Below are 14558 nucleotides of genomic sequence, written 5' to 3'. Positions count from 1 at the left end.
CGCGGCGGCCGTCGCACTGCTGGCGGCCGCCGCGACCCCCGGCGTCGCCGCCCCGGCGGCCCCCGCGTCCGGCGAGCCCGTCCGGTACGTGGCGCTCGGGGACTCCTACAGCTCCGGGCCCGGAATCCCCGAGCAGACCGACACCGTCTGCGGCCGGTCCGATCGCAACTACCCCTCGCTCGTGGCGGCGGCGGTGGGCGCCGCGTCGTTCACCGACGTCACCTGCGCCGGGGCCGACACCACGCACATGGCCGGACCGCAGGACGCCGTGGCGCCCCAGCTCGACGCGCTGCGCCCCGACACGACCCTGGTCACCCTCGGGGTCGGCGGCAACGATCTCGACCTGGCCGGGGTCATCACCCGGTGCGTCCTGGTCGGCTACCTCGCGCCGCACGGCGCGCCCTGCAAGAGCAGCTTCACCCTGTTCGGCACGGACGAGATCGGCTCCCGCGTCAACGCCACCGCGCCGAAGCTCGACGCGGTGCTCGACGCGATCCACACGCGCTCGCCGCAGGCCCGGGTCCTCGTCGTCGGCTACCCCTCGCTGCTGCCCGACGACGGGAGCGCCTGCCGCGCCGTGATCCCGCTCGCCGAAGGCGACTTCGGCTGGGTCCGGGACAAGGAGAAGCAGCTCGACGCGATGATGGCGCAGCGGGCCGGGGCGCACGCCGCCGGTTACGTGGACACCTACGGCCCGTCCGTCGGGCACGACGCCTGCCAGGCCGCGGGGGTGCGCTGGATCGAGCCGGCCGACTCGGCCGAGGGCGCCGGCTTCCACCCGAACGCCTCCGGACACAGGAGTACGGCCGATGCCGTCCTCACCGCCCTCGGCCACTGACGCCTCGGCCCCGTCCCTCCGCCGCGACGCCGTGGCGGCGGAGAAAGGCGCGGACCTGCTCCGCCATGTCGACCGCGTCCGGCTCCAGCAGCCACTGCGTCTGGAGCCCGTCCAGCAGGGCCAGCAGCTGCTGGGCCACGGCCGCCGGATCCTCCCGGACGTCCGCCGCCGCGAACAGCTCCGCCAGCAGGCCGGTCGTCTCGCGGCGCAGGACCTGGTAGCGCCGTACGAAGTAGAGGTGGGCGGGGTGCTCCGGATCGGACGCCTCCGCCGACAGCTTCGCGTACAGGGCGACCAGCCCTGGCGTCCGGGTGTTGCGGTCGACCACGTCGAGCAGCAGGCGCAGTCGCTCCGCGGGCTCCGGCTCCGGTTCGCACGGGGCGAGCACGCCGGGGAAGAGGCGGCGTCCGTCCAGCTCGTCCCGGCGGCTCAGCACGTCCAGGAGCAGGGCCTCCTTGCCGGGGAAGTGGTGCAGCACCCCGGCGTGGCTGAGTCCCGCGTGAGCGGCGATGTCGCGCAGCGATACCGCGAGGAAGCCGGAGCGGGCGAACAGCTCGGCCGCGGAGTCCAGGACGCGGGCGCGGGTGCGTTCGCCCTTCGACAGCCGCCGGGGCGCCTCGGGTGCGGGGTCGGTCACTTCGTTCGTCTCCTGCCGCGGTCGGTCCTCGGGGGTGCCCTGCGGAACTTACCGGCTGGTTAATTCCACCGAGCAAAAACCTACCAACTGGTTAATTCCGTGAGTAGGCTCACCGGCAATCTTCGCCGGGGCGGCGCCCCCGGCTCTCCAGACGGAGCGAAAGAACATGAGCAGAACTGCCCGAACCGCGACCGTTGCCGCCTGCCTCGCGGCTTCGCTCGCCCTCGCCGGATGTGCCGGCGACAACGGCGGCGCCGCGGGCGCCGGATCGTCCACGCTGAACATCGCGACGATGACCCTCCCGCAGAGCCTGGACCCCGCCGTCGCCACCGGCAGCGCCCTGCCGTACTTCCAGGCCGTGTACGACACCCTCATCAAGCGCGAACCCGACGGCTCGTTCAGTCCGATGCTCGCCACGGAGTGGGCGTACGACAAGGAGCACACCGCGCTCGCGCTGACCCTGCGCAAGGACGTGAAGTTCGCCGACGGCACCGCTTTCGACGGCGCCGCGGTCAAGGCGAACCTGGAACGCTTCCAGAAGGGCGGCGGCGCCTCCGCGAAGTGGCTGAACGACCTGGAGGCGGTCGACGTCACCGACGCCGCCCACGTCACGCTGAAGCTCAAGCAGCCCAACCCGGCGATGGAGTTCTACCTCAGCGACGCACCCGGCCTGATGGCCAACCCCAAGCAGTTCGCGAAGGGCGACAGCCTCAAGACCACCCCGGACGGCACCGGCCCCTACCGCCTCGACAAGGCGCGCACCACCGTCGGCACCAAGTGGTCCTACACCCGCAACCCCGACTACTGGGGCAAGGAACTCCCTTACGCGAACGTCACCTTCAGCTTCTTCGACAACGAGACCGCGATCACCAACGGCCTCAAGACCGGACAGATCAACGCGGCGCTCCTCCAGTCCGCCGATCAGCAGATCGCCGTCGAGTCCGACCCGAAGGTGAAGACGGAGAAGCAGGAGTTCGACTTCCAGGGGCTGCTGCTCTTCGACCGCGACGGCAGGATCACCCCCGCCCTGCGCGACCCGCGCGTGCGGCAGGCGCTCAACTACGCCGTCGACCGCGGCACCATGCTCGACCGCATCCGCCAGAACCGCGGCCGGACCACCGCACAGGTCTTCGGCCCCGAGACCCAGGCGTACGACAAGGAGCTGGACGCCTCCTACGCGCACGACCCCGCCAAGGCCAAGTCCCTGCTCGAGCAGGCCGGTTATGGAAGCGGCTTCACGCTGAAGCTGCCGAGGATCACGGCGATCGTCAATGACGCGCTCGCCGCCTCGCTCCAGTCCGACTTCAAGGCCATCGGCGTGAAGCTGGTCTGGGACACGCTCGACGGCGCCTCGGCCGTCCAGAAGGTCTTCAAGGACCGCCTGTACTCCGGCATGGTCATGAACATGGGCCAGTCCGCCTCCGACTGGGCGGCGGCCGACGAACTGGTCACCCCGGGCGCCTTCAACATGTTCGGCACCACGGACAAGGTGACGCGGAAGCTGCTCCCCGTCCTCAAGGCCGGCAGCGAGGCCGAGGCCAGGACGGCCGCGCGCGAGCTCAACCAGCACCTGGTGGAGGACGCGTGGTTCGTCCCCTTCTACCGGATGAGCTACCTGCACGTCTCGGACGGCACCGTGAAGATCGCGCCGCAGTCCGGCATGGCCGTCCCCTCGATCTACAACTACGCGCCCGCCAAGTAGCGCCCCGCGCCGACGGATACCGAGTGTCATGCTGAACTTCATCGCCCGCAGGATCGCCTCCGGAGCCGTGCTCCTGGTCGTGATCTCCTTCCTCACCTATCTGCTGCTGTCCGTCCCGCACATCGACGTGGGCCGGCAACTGCTCGGCGCGAGCGCGTCCCAGAGCGCCATCGACGCCAAGAACGCGTCGCTGGGCCTGGACGACCCGGTGCTCCAGCAGTACGGGAGCTGGCTCGCCCACGCCGTCCGGGGCGACCTCGGCACCTCCTGGTTCACGAGTGAGGACGTGGGCCAGGCCGTCGGCAACCGCCTTCCGGTCACGGCCAGCCTGATGCTCGGCGTCACCGCCGTCACCACGGTCCTCGCCTTCCTGCTGGGGGTGTGGGCCGGGGTGCGGCGCGGAACCGCCGACCGCTTCGTGCAGGTGCTGGGCGTGGTGGGATACGCCCTGCCGGGATTCCTGCTGACCCTGGTCCTCGTCCTGGTCTTCGCGGTACGGCTTGGCTGGTTCCCCGCCATCGGCTACACCGGGTTCACCGACTCGCCCAGCGGCTGGCTCTCCACCATCACCCTGCCGGTGCTCTCGCTGTCGGTGGCCTCCGTCGCGGGCGTCTCCCAGCAGGTGCGGGGCGCCGTCATCGACGTCCTGCGCCAGGACTACGTACGCACCCTGCGGGCCCGCGGACTGCCCGCCTCCCGCATCGTGTTCAAGCACGTCCTGCGCAACGCCTCGGCACCCGCGCTCTCCGTGCTCGGCATGCAGTTCGTCGGCCTGCTCGGCGGCGCCGTCCTGGTGGAGCAGATCTTCGGGCTCCCCGGCATCGGCTCCATGACCGTCACCTACACCACCCGCGGCGACATCCCCGTGATCATGGCGCTCGTCATGCTCACCGTCGTCGGCGTGGTCCTGATCAACCTCCTGGTCGACATCCTGATCGGCTGGCTCAACCCCAAGGCGAGGGTCGCATGAGTACCGGCCGCACCCTGCGCAGGGTCCTGCGCAACCCCTTGGGCGGTCTCTCCGCCGCCCTGCTCCTGCTCATCGTCGCCGCCGTGCTCCTCGCGCCGGTGATCGCCTCGCAGGACCCGGGCGCCTCCTCGCTGAGCGAGGCGTTCGCGGGACCGGGCGGCGGGCACCCCCTCGGCATGGACTCGGCGGGGCGCGACATCCTCGCCCGGGTCCTGTACGGCGGGCGCAACACGCTGGGCGGCGCGCTGCTCGCCCTCGCCATCGCGCTGGTGCTCGGTGTGCCGTCGGGGCTCTTCGCCGGATACCGGGGCGGCTGGTTCGACTCCGCGGCCAACTGGACCGTCAACCTCGTCATGGCCCTGCCCGCCATGGTCGTGCTGCTCGCCTCCCGCGCCATCCTCGGCCCGGACGTCCACGTCCTGATGATCGTGCTCGGCGTCCTGGTGGCGCCCAGCTTCTTCCGCCTGGTGCGCGGCATCGTCGCCAACGTCCGGGGCGAGCTGTACGTGGACGCCGCGAAGGTCTCCGGACTCTCCGACACCCGCATCGTGGCCCGGCACGTCCTGACCGTCGTGCGCGGCCCCATCATCATCCAGATCGCGCTGGTCGCCGGCATCGCGATCGCCCTCCAGGCCGGCCTGGAGTTCCTCGGCGTCGGCAGCGGCTCGTCCGCGACCTGGGGCGCCATGCTCAACGAGGCGTTCCAGAACATCCAGCGCGCCCCCCGGCTCATCCTCTGGCCCGGTCTCGCCCTCGGCCTCACCAACTGCGCGCTCGTCCTGCTCGCCGGAGCCGTACGCGACGCCCTGGAGGAGCAGGCGCCCCGGCCCGCCCGCCGCCGGCGCACCGGGCCCGCCGCCCCCGCCGAGCCCGCGGACCCCACCGCCCCGCGCGCCGCACTGCTCTCCGTGCGCGGCCTCACCGTCGCCTACGCCCGGCCCGACGGCACCGACAAGGAGGTCGTGCACGGCATCGACCTCGATGTGGGAGCCGGCGAAATCGTGGGCCTGGTCGGGGAGTCCGGCTCGGGGAAGACCCAGACGGCCTTCTCGGTCCTGGGCCTGCTGCCCGAGGGCGGACGCGTCACGCGCGGGAGCGTCACGGTCAACGGCCGGGAGACGGCGGGCCTGCGGGAACGCGACCACCGCGCGCTCCGCGGCCGCACCCTCGCGTACGTACCGCAGGAACCCATGAGCAATCTCGACCCCGCCTTCACCATCGGCAGCCAGCTCATGGAGCCCGTACGCCACCACCTCGGACTCGGCCGCGAGGAAGCCGCCGACCGGGCCCGCGAGTTGCTGCGCCTGGTCGAGATCCCCGACCCGGACCGCACCCTGCGCCTCTACCCGCACGAGATCTCCGGCGGCATGGCCCAGCGCGTCCTGATCGCCGGTGCGATGTCCTGCGACCCGGACCTCCTCATCGCCGACGAGCCCACCACCGCGCTCGACGTGCGCGTCCAGGCCGAAGTGCTCGGCCTGCTGCGCCGGCTGCGCGACGAACGCGGCCTCGGCGTCCTCCTGGTGACCCACAACCTCGGGGTCGTCGCCGACCTCTGCGACCGGGTGGCCGTGATGAACGCCGGGCGCATCGTGGAGACCGGCACCACCGAACAGGTCCTCGGCGCTCCGCAGGACCCCTACACCCGCACCCTGCTGGCCGCCGTCCTCGACGACGCGCCCGCCCGCGCCCCCTGGCAGCCCCGAGAAGCGAGGACCGTCACCGCATGAACACGGACGACACGCCCCCGGCGGACGCCCTCCTCACCGTGCGGGACCTGCGGGTCTCGTTCCCCGGCAAGGGGCGGCGCGCCCCGGAGACCGAGGTCCTCAAGGGCGTCGGCCTCTACGTGCGGCCCGGGGAGACCCTGGGCCTGGTCGGCGAGTCCGGCTCCGGCAAGTCCACCATCGGGCGCGCGGTCCTCGGGCTCGTGCCGGTGCGCTCGGGCTCGGTCACCTTCGACGGCGAGCGCGTCGAGCACGCCGACGCCCGCCGCCGCAGGGCCCTCAGCCGCGACCTCCAGGTCGTCTTCCAGGACCCGTACACCTCCCTGAACCCGTCCCGCACCGTCGGGGACACCCTCGCCGAGCCGCTGATCGGGCAGGGCACGAGCGCCCGGGAGGCCCGGGGGAGGGTCGCCGGGCTGCTGGAACGCGTCCATCTGCCGTCCGACGCCGCGGGCAGGCTGCCCCGGGAGTTCTCCGGGGGCCAGCGGCAGCGGGTCGCGATCGCCCGGGCGCTCGCCCTGCGCCCCCGGCTGGTCATCTGCGACGAGCCGGTCTCCGCGCTGGACCTGACGACCCAGCGCACGGTGCTCGACCTCCTCCTGGAAATCCAGGAGGAGACGGGGGTCGCGTACCTCTTCGTCTCCCACGACCTGGCCGTCGTCCGCTTCATGAGCCACCGCGTGTCGGTCATCCACCGGGGCGAGATCGTGGAGACGGGCGACGCCGCGACGGTCACCTCCGCGCCGCGACACGCCTACACGCGCACGCTGCTGCACGCCTCGCCGGTGGCGGACGTGGCCGAGCAGCGCAGGCGGCGCGCGGCGGCCGGGACCGGGGCCGGACCGGGCTGACCTGGGCGGCGGGCATCGGGCCGGGGCGCTTGCGGGCGCCCCGTTCGCGTGTCCGGAGGTCTTTTCGGGTCGGATCGCTATCGGCTACTCAGGGTACTTGTCGCACTTTTCAGAGTGTTACGCGGCATTTATCCCGTGCGCCATGGCATCTCTTAGTGCGATCGATTGATCAGTACGACAATCATCCCGGCTCGAAGGAGTTCAGCATGCGTACTTCCGCTTCTGTCCGTGCCCGCAGCGTCCGCGCGGGCACCGTCGCGGCTGCCGTGGTCGCGGCCGCCGCCGCCACGCTGGGCGGGGCGTCGGCTGCCTTCGCCGCCCCCGGCGACAGCGGCGACATCGACATCCGCCCCGGCGGCTGGGCGGCGCGCGGCGGTGACGGCAACGAGGTCTGCAAGTTCGTCCTCGAGGCCGACAACTTCGGCGACATGCCGGCCGTGCCGTGGACCATCACCGCGCAGCCCCCGACCGTTCCCCCGGGGGACACCCTCGCCAGCACCCTCCCGCTGGTGAACGGCTCGGCGCGCAGCCAGGAGTACCTGCTCCCCGAGGGCACGTACCAGCTGGTGTGGATCGTTCCGTCCGGCCCGAAGAACAAGGCGTTCAAGGTCGACTGCACCAAGCCGGCCGGCAACAACGGACGGGGTGACAACAACGAGCGCGGCTCCGCCGCTTCGGGTTCCGAGGCTTCCGGCTCCGAGACGGACTACGAGCAGCCGTCCGGCGGCGTGCCCGCCGGTGGCGGCGGCGTCCCGGACATGGAGAGCGTCAGCTCCGAGAGCGACTCGAACGTCGCGACCACCGCCGCGCTGGCGGCCGGGGCCGCCGGAGCCGCCGGGCTGATCATGGTCCGCCGAGCCGCACGCCGCCGTGCCCGCAACGAGGCATAACCCGCGCAGAAGACGCCGACGGGGCCCGAGCCGGGCATGTCGTCTCACGATGACGTTGTGCGTGACCTCCTCGCTGGTGACCGGCATCGTCTGGGCGAGTTCCGACTCGTCCGACGATCCGGTCGCCGCCGCCCACGGCAACGACGCCGCGGGCGGCGGCGACCGGCCGGTCCCGCACGCGCCCCTGTCCCCGTCGCGGCCGGTGAAGGTCGCGGTGCCCGCGATCTTCATCGAGGCGCCGGTCACCGGCCTCGGACTCGACAAGAAGGGGCACCTCGGGGCCCCGCCCATGAGCAGACCCAGAGAAGTGGGCTGGTACCGCGACGGGCCCTCACCCGGCGAGAAGGGCACCTCGCTGATCGTCGGCCACCGCGACACGGAGACCGGACCGGCGATCTTCCTCAACCTCAACGCCCTCCACAAGGGGGACAAGGTCACCGTCACCCGGGCCGACAAGCGGACCGCGGTCTTCACGGTCGACGCGGTCGAGACGTACACGAAGGACAAGTTCCCCGACGACAAGGTGTACGGCAACACCGGTCGCCCGGAACTCCGCCTGATGACCTGCGGCGGACGCTTCAACAAGAAGGACGGCTACTCGGCCAACGTCGTCGTCTTCGCCCACCTCACGTCGCTCAAGCAGCAGAAGGCGTGACGAGCCCTCACTCCGCCTCCGCCGGCGCCCGCACGGCGAACGCGCGCAGGGCCGGGGACGGGCTCGCGGTGAGCCGCCGCGCGTTCGGGACGTGCGGCGACCCGTTCAGCTCACGGGCGTTCGCACCCGGGCCCAGCACTCCGCGACGCGGCCCTGGTCGGCGACGGCCGGCTCAGACATGGGCGGGCGCCTTCGCGACGGGCGCGAACCCGATGCCGAGCAGCGCCTCGACGGGGGCGTACACCTCGGGCATGTACATCGTCGGGGACAGCAGCAGGTTCTCCGCCGGGGCGACCAGGACCTCGACCCGCTTGCCCACCTCGACGTCGGCGGAGGCGAGTGGCTGCCCCGCCTCGTCGAACGTCGTGATCAGGTCCGGGAACGCGGCACGGCGTCCGCCGGCCAGGTCGAGCGCCATGTACTCGTTCACGAAGTGCAGGGTGGTGCGGTCGGCGTCGTCCAGGACGGCGACGCCCACGTCCAGGCCCTCGCGCTGCTCGCAGCGGTATTCGATCACCGTCCCCGCCGCGGCGATCTCGCCGCCCAGCTGCCGGGCCGCGCCGGCCGGCCCCTCGGCCAGGAAGCGGTGCCCCAGCTCGATGGCGAAGCCGATGGCGCCCGGGGCGCCGTTGCGGACGGCGTAGCCGACCTCGACCGGGTTGCGGGCGACGCCCACCCAGCCGCCCGCCTCCACGGACGCGCGGCGGACCACGTTCGACGTCGCGTCCAGGCCGCCGGAGACGGCCCCCTCGACGTACGCGTGCGGCTTGCCGCCCGCGTAACCCTGGCTGGACCGGTAGCCCTCGCGGCGGTGCAGACCCATCGCTCCCATCTGGCTGGAGGGGTGGGCGCGGCCGTTGCACGCGAGGTCGATGACGGGCAGGCCGGTGAGCGCGGAGTGGAACCAGCCGTTGATCGTGGTCTCGGCGCCGTTCTCGTTCGTGTGCAGCGCGACCAGGTCGCCCGGCAGCTCGCGACGCAGCAGCTCCAGCGCGCGCACCAGGTGCGTCGGCAGGACCTGCGGGTCGGGCGCTGCGGGGGCGCCGACCAGGGCGACGGTCGCGGTCAGGGCGCCCTCCGCGAACTCGTCGGCGCTCCACAGTTCGGGCGTGCCGACCTGGAGGGCCAGCTCGGCGGTGCGCAGGCCCCGCGCCACGAACCCGCCGCCGCCTCCGCCGAGTACGGCACCGCCGTACACGGCCGCGCGGATGTCGTCATGGGTCAGCTGTCGCTTCACGGGGTTCTCCCAGGGTGGTGCGGGTGTACGAGCGGGCAGAGAGGGGCTCCGGCTACTTGGCGGCCTTGAACACGCCGTTGCCGAAGGAGTAGAGGGCGTCCCCGGCGATCGCACCGCCGGCGAAGACCTCCAGGTCGCTCTTGACGTCGCTGCCGAGGATGCGCGGGGCGAGGACACGGGCGGCGATGCCGGCGGCGACCATCCAGCCGGCCATCGGGGTCGTGATCAGCAGCCCGGTCGCGAGCAGGATGCCGAGCTGACGCTTCGAACCGCCGATGAGCTGCACGATCGCGCCCGGGACCGCCCACAGCGCGAGGTGCTTGGCGGTCTCGGCGGACGGACCGGCCTTGATCGCGGCGACGTACGCGGCGTCGATCGGGGCGGTCTGCCCGTTGTCGAAGAACACCCGGTACGAGACGAGGACGACGACGATCGCGACGCCGAAGCCGATCATCGCGGCGATCAGCTGCTGGCGGCGGCCCTCCAGTTCGAAGGCCGGGTCGGCGTTCTCACCGCGCAGCATGTAGCCGGTCTTGAGGTCGTAACCCATGTCCGCGAAGGCCGGACCGGTCGCGGCGGTGAAGCCCGACAGCACGACCAGCGCCTCCGGCGGGAAGCCGATGAGGATGCCGAGCAGCAGCGTGATCAGGGCGATCGCGAAGGCCGGGAACCAGCCTGAGTGCATGGACGCGATGCCGACCAGCAGCTCGTGCAGGAACGCCGCGACGGAGGCGTAGACGAGGAAGCCGATCAGCATGCCCGGGCCCATGTGCGTGGCCGCGCCGGTCGCGAAGGCCAGCAGGACCGAGATCGCGAGGTAGGCGCCGAGGCCCAGCCGCATCGAGCGGCCCAGCCGCCGCGCGCCCTCCTCCGCGCCCTCGGGCGCACCCGCCGGCCGGGCCCGCGCCGCGTCGGTGCGCCGGGCGCCGAGGATGGTCCGGCCGACCTGGACGAGGGCGACGAGCCCGGCGCCGATCATCATCCCGTGCGGCAGGTACATCCCGTTCAGGTCGAGCCCGTACAGCGGGTCCGCGTACTGCGTGAACAGCAGGCCGGCGCCGAACGCGGCCATCGCGCCGAAGCCGCCGATCAGGGCGACGCCGAACGCCGACATCGGCAGCGAGAACACCGCGCCCACCAGACCGGTCAGCAGGCCGAGACCGAGGACCTTGGCGCGCCGCCCGCCCTGGTCGCCCGCCTTGATCGCCTCGGCGGCGGCGAGCCCGGGCGGCCACGGGTTCTTCGCGGGAAAGGCCGGGGTGTCGTACATCCGGTACAGCAGCCAGGCGTCGACCAGCATCGCGACCGAGACCCCGGCCAGCATCGGGACGATCATGTCGTCCATCCCGAACAGGAACGGGATGCCGATCGGCAGGAACAGGCTGTTCGCGGCGCCGAATGTGGCCGACGAGATGCTGGTCTGCGCCAGGTTCTGCGCGTGGACCGAGCGGAAGCCGCGGAAGGCGACGAGCGGCACGCGCGCCAGCGTCATCGCGGCCAGCGCGCCGATCAGCGACGTGCTGGGCGTGACGCCGAGGGTGGCGAGCAGCTGCACACCGACGACCGCGCCGAACACGCTGAGCACCACGGTGAGGATCAGGTTGCCGGGCGCGAGGGCGCGGGGATGGCGCGCTCCGTCGGCCGCGGGGTGCGGGGCGTCCGTGACGGCCCGGTGCGTCGCGTCGGTGCTCATGGATCTCCGGTGCTTCCGTGCGGGGCGGCATGTCCGCCGCCCTCGGAGTTCCATATTCTGGAACCATGTGTGAATATCTGGATATCCCGGATCATCTACGGGGGCACGCTCACCCGTCAAGGGGGTGGGTGGCGGTCTCGGTATGCGGACGCCCCTTACGATCGGACGCACGGGCCCCGGGGCCCGGGGGAGGCAGGAGAACGGTGAGCACACTCGCCAACGCGCGGGACGTCCTGCGGCTGCTGGCGCGCCTTCAGCGCGACCTGACCGTGACGGATGTGGCGGGCGCCCTGGACCTGCCGAAGAGCTCCGTGTCGCGGACGCTGAGCATGATGGCCGAGTACGGCTTCCTGGACCGCGACCCGGTGAGCCGCGCCTACCGGCCCGGCGAACTCGTCATGGAAGCCTCGTACCACTTCCGCGCCTCGCGCTCCACCGCCTCGTTCCTGGAGGAGGAGCTGGCCAGGCTGGTCGCCGACATCGGCTACACCGGTTACGTGGACGTGCTCGACGGCGCCGAATCGCTGGTGCTGCACATGCGTATCGGCACGGTCGGCGCCCTCCAGGCGTACACCCCGGCCGGCACCCGCGCGCCCGCCTACGCCAGCTCCATGGGGCGCGCCCTGCTGGCCCGCCTGGACGACGCGCAGGTGCTGCGGCTCGTCGACGCCCGCCTCGAACAGGCCACCGGGTCGGCCCCCCGCACCCCTGGTGAGCTGGTCTCCTCGCTGGCCCGGGTGCGCGCCGACGGCTGGGAGTCCTCCCGCGGCGAGTTCGTGCCGAACGTCGCCGGCATCTCCGCCGCCGTCGTGGACGGCGACACGGGACAGGTCTTCGGCATAGGGATCGCCCTGCCCGCTCCCGAGCTGCGCCGCGAGAACGAGGCCCGCTTCGGACAGGCGGTGCGCGACGCCGCGCGGCGCGTGGGCAAGCGGATCGGCGATCCGTACTGGCTGCGCTACGTCGCCGAACAGGACCGGGCCGTCCCCCGGACGAGCAGCGACTCCGGCATCCCGCCCGCTGCTTCGACTGTTGTTCCGGATACTGGAAGTCGGTTGCGGAACGCAACGTAGTGCCGGGCGTCGCCCGGACGACAGGAGGAGCCCCCGGCGGAGGTCACCGCCGAGGGCGTCACGGGTCGGTGCGGGTCAGTCCGGCCCAGCACCGCCCACGTCCTCCCGGCGGACCGCCACCGCGGCCCGGTGGCCGGGCGGCACGGCGACGTCGGCCAGGAGCCAGCCGCCCGGGCCGGCCGGTGCCGGTCCGGCACCCACGTACTCCGTCGACGGATCCTCGCCCAGGCCGATGCCGAGCCCCTTCAGGTACGCCTCCTTCCTGGTCCACACCCGGGCGAAGGCGGCCGGCCGCGACGGGGGCGCCAGCGCGGCGAGTTCCGCCGCCTCCAGAGGGTGGACGACATCGGCCGCCTCCAGGAGGGTGCGCGCGTCCGGTACGGGTTCGACGTCCACGCCGACCGGGGTGGCGGCGACGGCGATCAGGCTCAGGCCCTCGCAGTGCGAGAGCGAGAAGTGCAGGGGCCCGTCCGGGAGCACCGGCCGACCGTGCGGTCCGCCGCAGCACGGGCAGGGCGCCCGGACCACCGACACCGTGCGCGGGGCGATGCCCAGGTGGTTGCCGAGGACCCGGCGCAGCCCGACGTGGGCGCACAGATAGGTGGCGCGGTCGGTGGGGCGGCGGAACTCGTCCGCCCGCGCCAGCTCGGCCGGGCCGAGCACGAGCGGGGCGTACCGGGCCGCGGTCTCCTCGTGCGCGGCGGTGGCCACCAGCCAGAGCTGCGGGCGGCCCGGTCCCGGACCGGCCGCCGGGGGCAGCGCGGCGGGCAGCGGCGGGAGCGCGGTGGGCAGGAGGACGGATTCCAGAACGGGTGACGGACGGGGGTCCAGCAGGGACATGGCGGCCTCACACGGCTGTGGCGACGGGCTCGGGGGCGGCGGAGACCTCCGTCGTGGCGGGGGCCTTCCGCGTCAGGGGGGCGCGCAGGGCGAGCGTGGCGGCGATCGGCGAGAACAGCGCGACACACGCGCACAGCAGCCAGGTGCCGGTCACGCCCAGGGGTGCGGAGAGCGAACTGAAGACGGCCAGGGACAGGGGCGCGGCCCCGATGCTGGACAGCGAGAACGTGGACATCGCGGCGCCCACCTTTCCCTCGGGGACGGCCTGTTGATACGCGGTGACCAGGGCAGGACCGTTGAACCCCGAGAACAGGCCGACCCCGCACGCCGTGACCGCGAGGACGGCCGGCGAGGGCACCAGGGCCATCGTGCCCATCCCCACGGCGAGCCCGGCGCCGGCGCCGACCAGCTTGACCGGGACCGGGATGCGGTGGGCGAGAGCGGCACCTGCCGCCGCCGACGCCAGGGCACCCGCGCTGAACGCCGTCAGGGCCGCCGCGACCGAGCCGATGCCCCAGCCCTCGCCGGACGCGCGCAGCGGAAGGGCCACCTCGGCCGGCCAGAGGAACGCGAAGTCCATGCAGAAGCAGGCGACGAACATCCAGCGCAGCCGGGGGTGGGCGCCCAGGAGCAGCAGCCCGTCACCGGAGCGCCGGAACAACGGCGCACGCGGCCCGGTGCCGTGCTCCGGCCGGGCCATGCCCCGGGTCACATGGAACGCGCAGACCAGCCAGACGGCGCACCCGGCCGCCGAGACGAGCATGACCCCGGACAGGCTGCCCGCCACCACCAGCCAGGCGCCCAGCGGTGATCCGGCGATCGGGGCCAGCCGCATCACCATGGAGAACAGCGAGTTGGCGCGGCCCAGGTGCTCCTGGGGCGCCAGCCGGGTGAGCAGGACGCCCGACGCCGGACCGGTCAGGCCCAGCAGCGAGCCCTCGACCACGGCGACGGCGATCAGCGGCCAGACGCTGTCGGCGCCCGCGGTGACCAGGGCGCCGGTCACGAGGACGACGAGCCGGGTGGAAGTGGCCCGGAGGAGGACCGCGCGCGGGCCGAGGGAGTCCGCGAGGGCGCCGCCGAACAGCAGCATCAGGGCGCGCGGCAGCGTGGAGGCGAGGATGACGAGCGTGACCGCGGACCGGCCGCCGAGCTGGACGGCCGTCCAGTTCATGGCGATGATCAGCGCGAAGCTGCCGCACTGCACGGCCGCCTGGCCGGTGACGAAGCTGCCGATGCGCCGCCAGTCGGGAGCGGGGCCAGTCTCGGGCGGCGGGGCGGTGGGGTTCGTTGTCATGGGTTCGGCTTCCTGGGTCGGCATTCTGCGGAGAGGGGAGGGCGGGCTCGTCGCGCGCGTGGTTCAGCGACGCGTGACGCGGACGCCGACGCCCGTGTCGTCGCCGCGCAGCGCCGCCGCCACGGCCAGCGCGGCGGCCCGGCCGACG

13 protein-coding genes are annotated in these 14558 nt (G+C 73.0%); 8 read left to right on the top strand and 5 right to left on the bottom strand.

The window, feature by feature from the left end:
* Positions 1-838: SGNH/GDSL hydrolase family protein (locus tag G3I41_RS16310; RefSeq protein ID WP_164400948.1), on the top strand; the 838-nt coding region annotated here is incomplete at its 5' end.
* On the opposite strand, the gene G3I41_RS16305 is transcribed toward G3I41_RS16310, so the two are convergent.
* On the bottom strand, positions 819-1475 hold the full coding sequence (locus G3I41_RS16305; RefSeq protein ID WP_164400947.1) for a TetR/AcrR family transcriptional regulator: 657 nt from the start codon (positions 1473-1475) through the stop codon (positions 819-821). The genes G3I41_RS16310 and G3I41_RS16305 overlap by 20 nt on opposite strands.
* A gap of 166 nt (positions 1476-1641) precedes the next feature.
* Between G3I41_RS16305 and G3I41_RS16300 the strand changes: the two genes are divergently transcribed.
* From G3I41_RS16300 to G3I41_RS16275, 6 genes are all read left to right on the top strand, one after another.
* Positions 1642-3177 (top strand): ABC transporter substrate-binding protein, encoded by a 1536-nt coding sequence (locus G3I41_RS16300; protein WP_164400946.1) that lies wholly within the window; start codon positions 1642-1644, stop codon positions 3175-3177.
* Between the two features lie 28 nt (positions 3178-3205).
* Entirely contained in the window at positions 3206-4147 is a 942-nt protein-coding gene (locus G3I41_RS16295) for an ABC transporter permease (RefSeq protein ID WP_164400945.1), read from the top strand.
* Entirely contained in the window at positions 4144-5877 is a 1734-nt protein-coding gene (locus G3I41_RS16290) for a dipeptide/oligopeptide/nickel ABC transporter permease/ATP-binding protein (RefSeq protein ID WP_164400944.1), read from the top strand. The genes G3I41_RS16295 and G3I41_RS16290 overlap by 4 nt, the downstream gene beginning before the upstream one ends.
* Entirely contained in the window at positions 5874-6725 is an 852-nt protein-coding gene (locus tag G3I41_RS16285; protein ID WP_164400943.1) for an ATP-binding cassette domain-containing protein, read from the top strand. Before G3I41_RS16290 ends, G3I41_RS16285 begins: the two co-directional genes overlap by 4 nt.
* Positions 6726-6931: 206 nt before the next feature.
* Positions 6932-7615 carry a hypothetical protein gene (locus G3I41_RS16280; RefSeq protein ID WP_164400942.1) on the top strand — a complete coding sequence of 228 codons (684 nt, stop codon included), beginning with the start codon at positions 6932-6934 and terminating at the stop codon, positions 7613-7615.
* 49 nt (positions 7616-7664) lie between these two features.
* Positions 7665-8270, top strand: a complete 606-nt coding sequence (locus G3I41_RS16275) for a class F sortase (protein ID WP_164400941.1) — start codon at positions 7665-7667, stop codon at positions 8268-8270.
* Between the two features lie 172 nt (positions 8271-8442).
* Here the strand turns inward: G3I41_RS16275 and G3I41_RS16270 are convergent, their stop codons facing one another.
* Both G3I41_RS16270 and G3I41_RS16265 read right to left on the bottom strand, forming a co-directional pair.
* Positions 8443-9507: a DUF917 family protein gene (locus G3I41_RS16270; protein ID WP_164400940.1), complete on the bottom strand. Its 1065-nt coding sequence runs from the start codon at positions 9505-9507 to the stop codon at positions 8443-8445.
* 52 nt (positions 9508-9559) lie between these two features.
* Positions 9560-11200 (bottom strand): OPT/YSL family transporter, encoded by a 1641-nt coding sequence (locus G3I41_RS16265; RefSeq protein WP_164400939.1) that lies wholly within the window; start codon positions 11198-11200, stop codon positions 9560-9562.
* A 203-nt stretch (positions 11201-11403) separates the two neighbouring features.
* Here G3I41_RS16265 and G3I41_RS16260 point away from each other — a divergent pair, with 203 nt between their 5' ends.
* Positions 11404-12273, top strand: a complete 870-nt coding sequence (locus tag G3I41_RS16260) for an IclR family transcriptional regulator (protein ID WP_343242143.1) — start codon at positions 11404-11406, stop codon at positions 12271-12273.
* A 75-nt stretch (positions 12274-12348) separates the two neighbouring features.
* Here the strand turns inward: G3I41_RS16260 and G3I41_RS16255 are convergent, their stop codons facing one another.
* Both G3I41_RS16255 and G3I41_RS16250 read right to left on the bottom strand, forming a co-directional pair.
* Positions 12349-13113, bottom strand: coding sequence for a 4'-phosphopantetheinyl transferase superfamily protein (locus tag G3I41_RS16255; RefSeq protein WP_164400938.1), 765 nt, complete (start codon positions 13111-13113; stop codon positions 12349-12351).
* 7 nt (positions 13114-13120) lie between these two features.
* A complete protein-coding gene (locus G3I41_RS16250; protein WP_164400937.1) occupies positions 13121-14410 on the bottom strand; it encodes an MFS transporter in 1290 nt (429 codons plus the stop codon).
* Positions 14411-14558 lie beyond the last annotated feature (148 nt).

Source organism: Streptomyces sp. SID9727 (assembly GCF_010550605.1).
In the GTDB taxonomy this organism is placed as follows: domain Bacteria; phylum Actinomycetota; class Actinomycetes; order Streptomycetales; family Streptomycetaceae; genus Streptomyces.
This window is presented reverse-complemented; position numbering and strand designations above follow the sequence as displayed.

Excerpts from the sequence above, each read along its gene's own strand:
- G3I41_RS16300 (WP_164400946.1), top strand. The coding sequence starts at position 1,642 with ATGAGCAGAACTGCCCGAACCGCGACCGTTGCCGCCTGCCTCGCGGCT.
- G3I41_RS16295 (WP_164400945.1), top strand. The coding sequence starts at position 3,206 with ATGCTGAACTTCATCGCCCGCAGGATCGCCTCCGGAGCCGTGCTCCTG.
- G3I41_RS16290 (WP_164400944.1), top strand. The coding sequence starts at position 4,144 with ATGAGTACCGGCCGCACCCTGCGCAGGGTCCTGCGCAACCCCTTGGGC.
- G3I41_RS16285 (WP_164400943.1), top strand. The coding sequence starts at position 5,874 with ATGAACACGGACGACACGCCCCCGGCGGACGCCCTCCTCACCGTGCGG.
- G3I41_RS16280 (WP_164400942.1), top strand. The coding sequence starts at position 6,932 with ATGCGTACTTCCGCTTCTGTCCGTGCCCGCAGCGTCCGCGCGGGCACC.
- G3I41_RS16275 (WP_164400941.1), top strand. The coding sequence starts at position 7,665 with ATGACGTTGTGCGTGACCTCCTCGCTGGTGACCGGCATCGTCTGGGCG.
- G3I41_RS16265 (WP_164400939.1), bottom strand. The coding sequence starts at position 11,200 with ATGAGCACCGACGCGACGCACCGGGCCGTCACGGACGCCCCGCACCCC.
- G3I41_RS16255 (WP_164400938.1), bottom strand. The coding sequence starts at position 13,113 with ATGTCCCTGCTGGACCCCCGTCCGTCACCCGTTCTGGAATCCGTCCTC.
- G3I41_RS16250 (WP_164400937.1), bottom strand. The coding sequence starts at position 14,410 with ATGACAACGAACCCCACCGCCCCGCCGCCCGAGACTGGCCCCGCTCCC.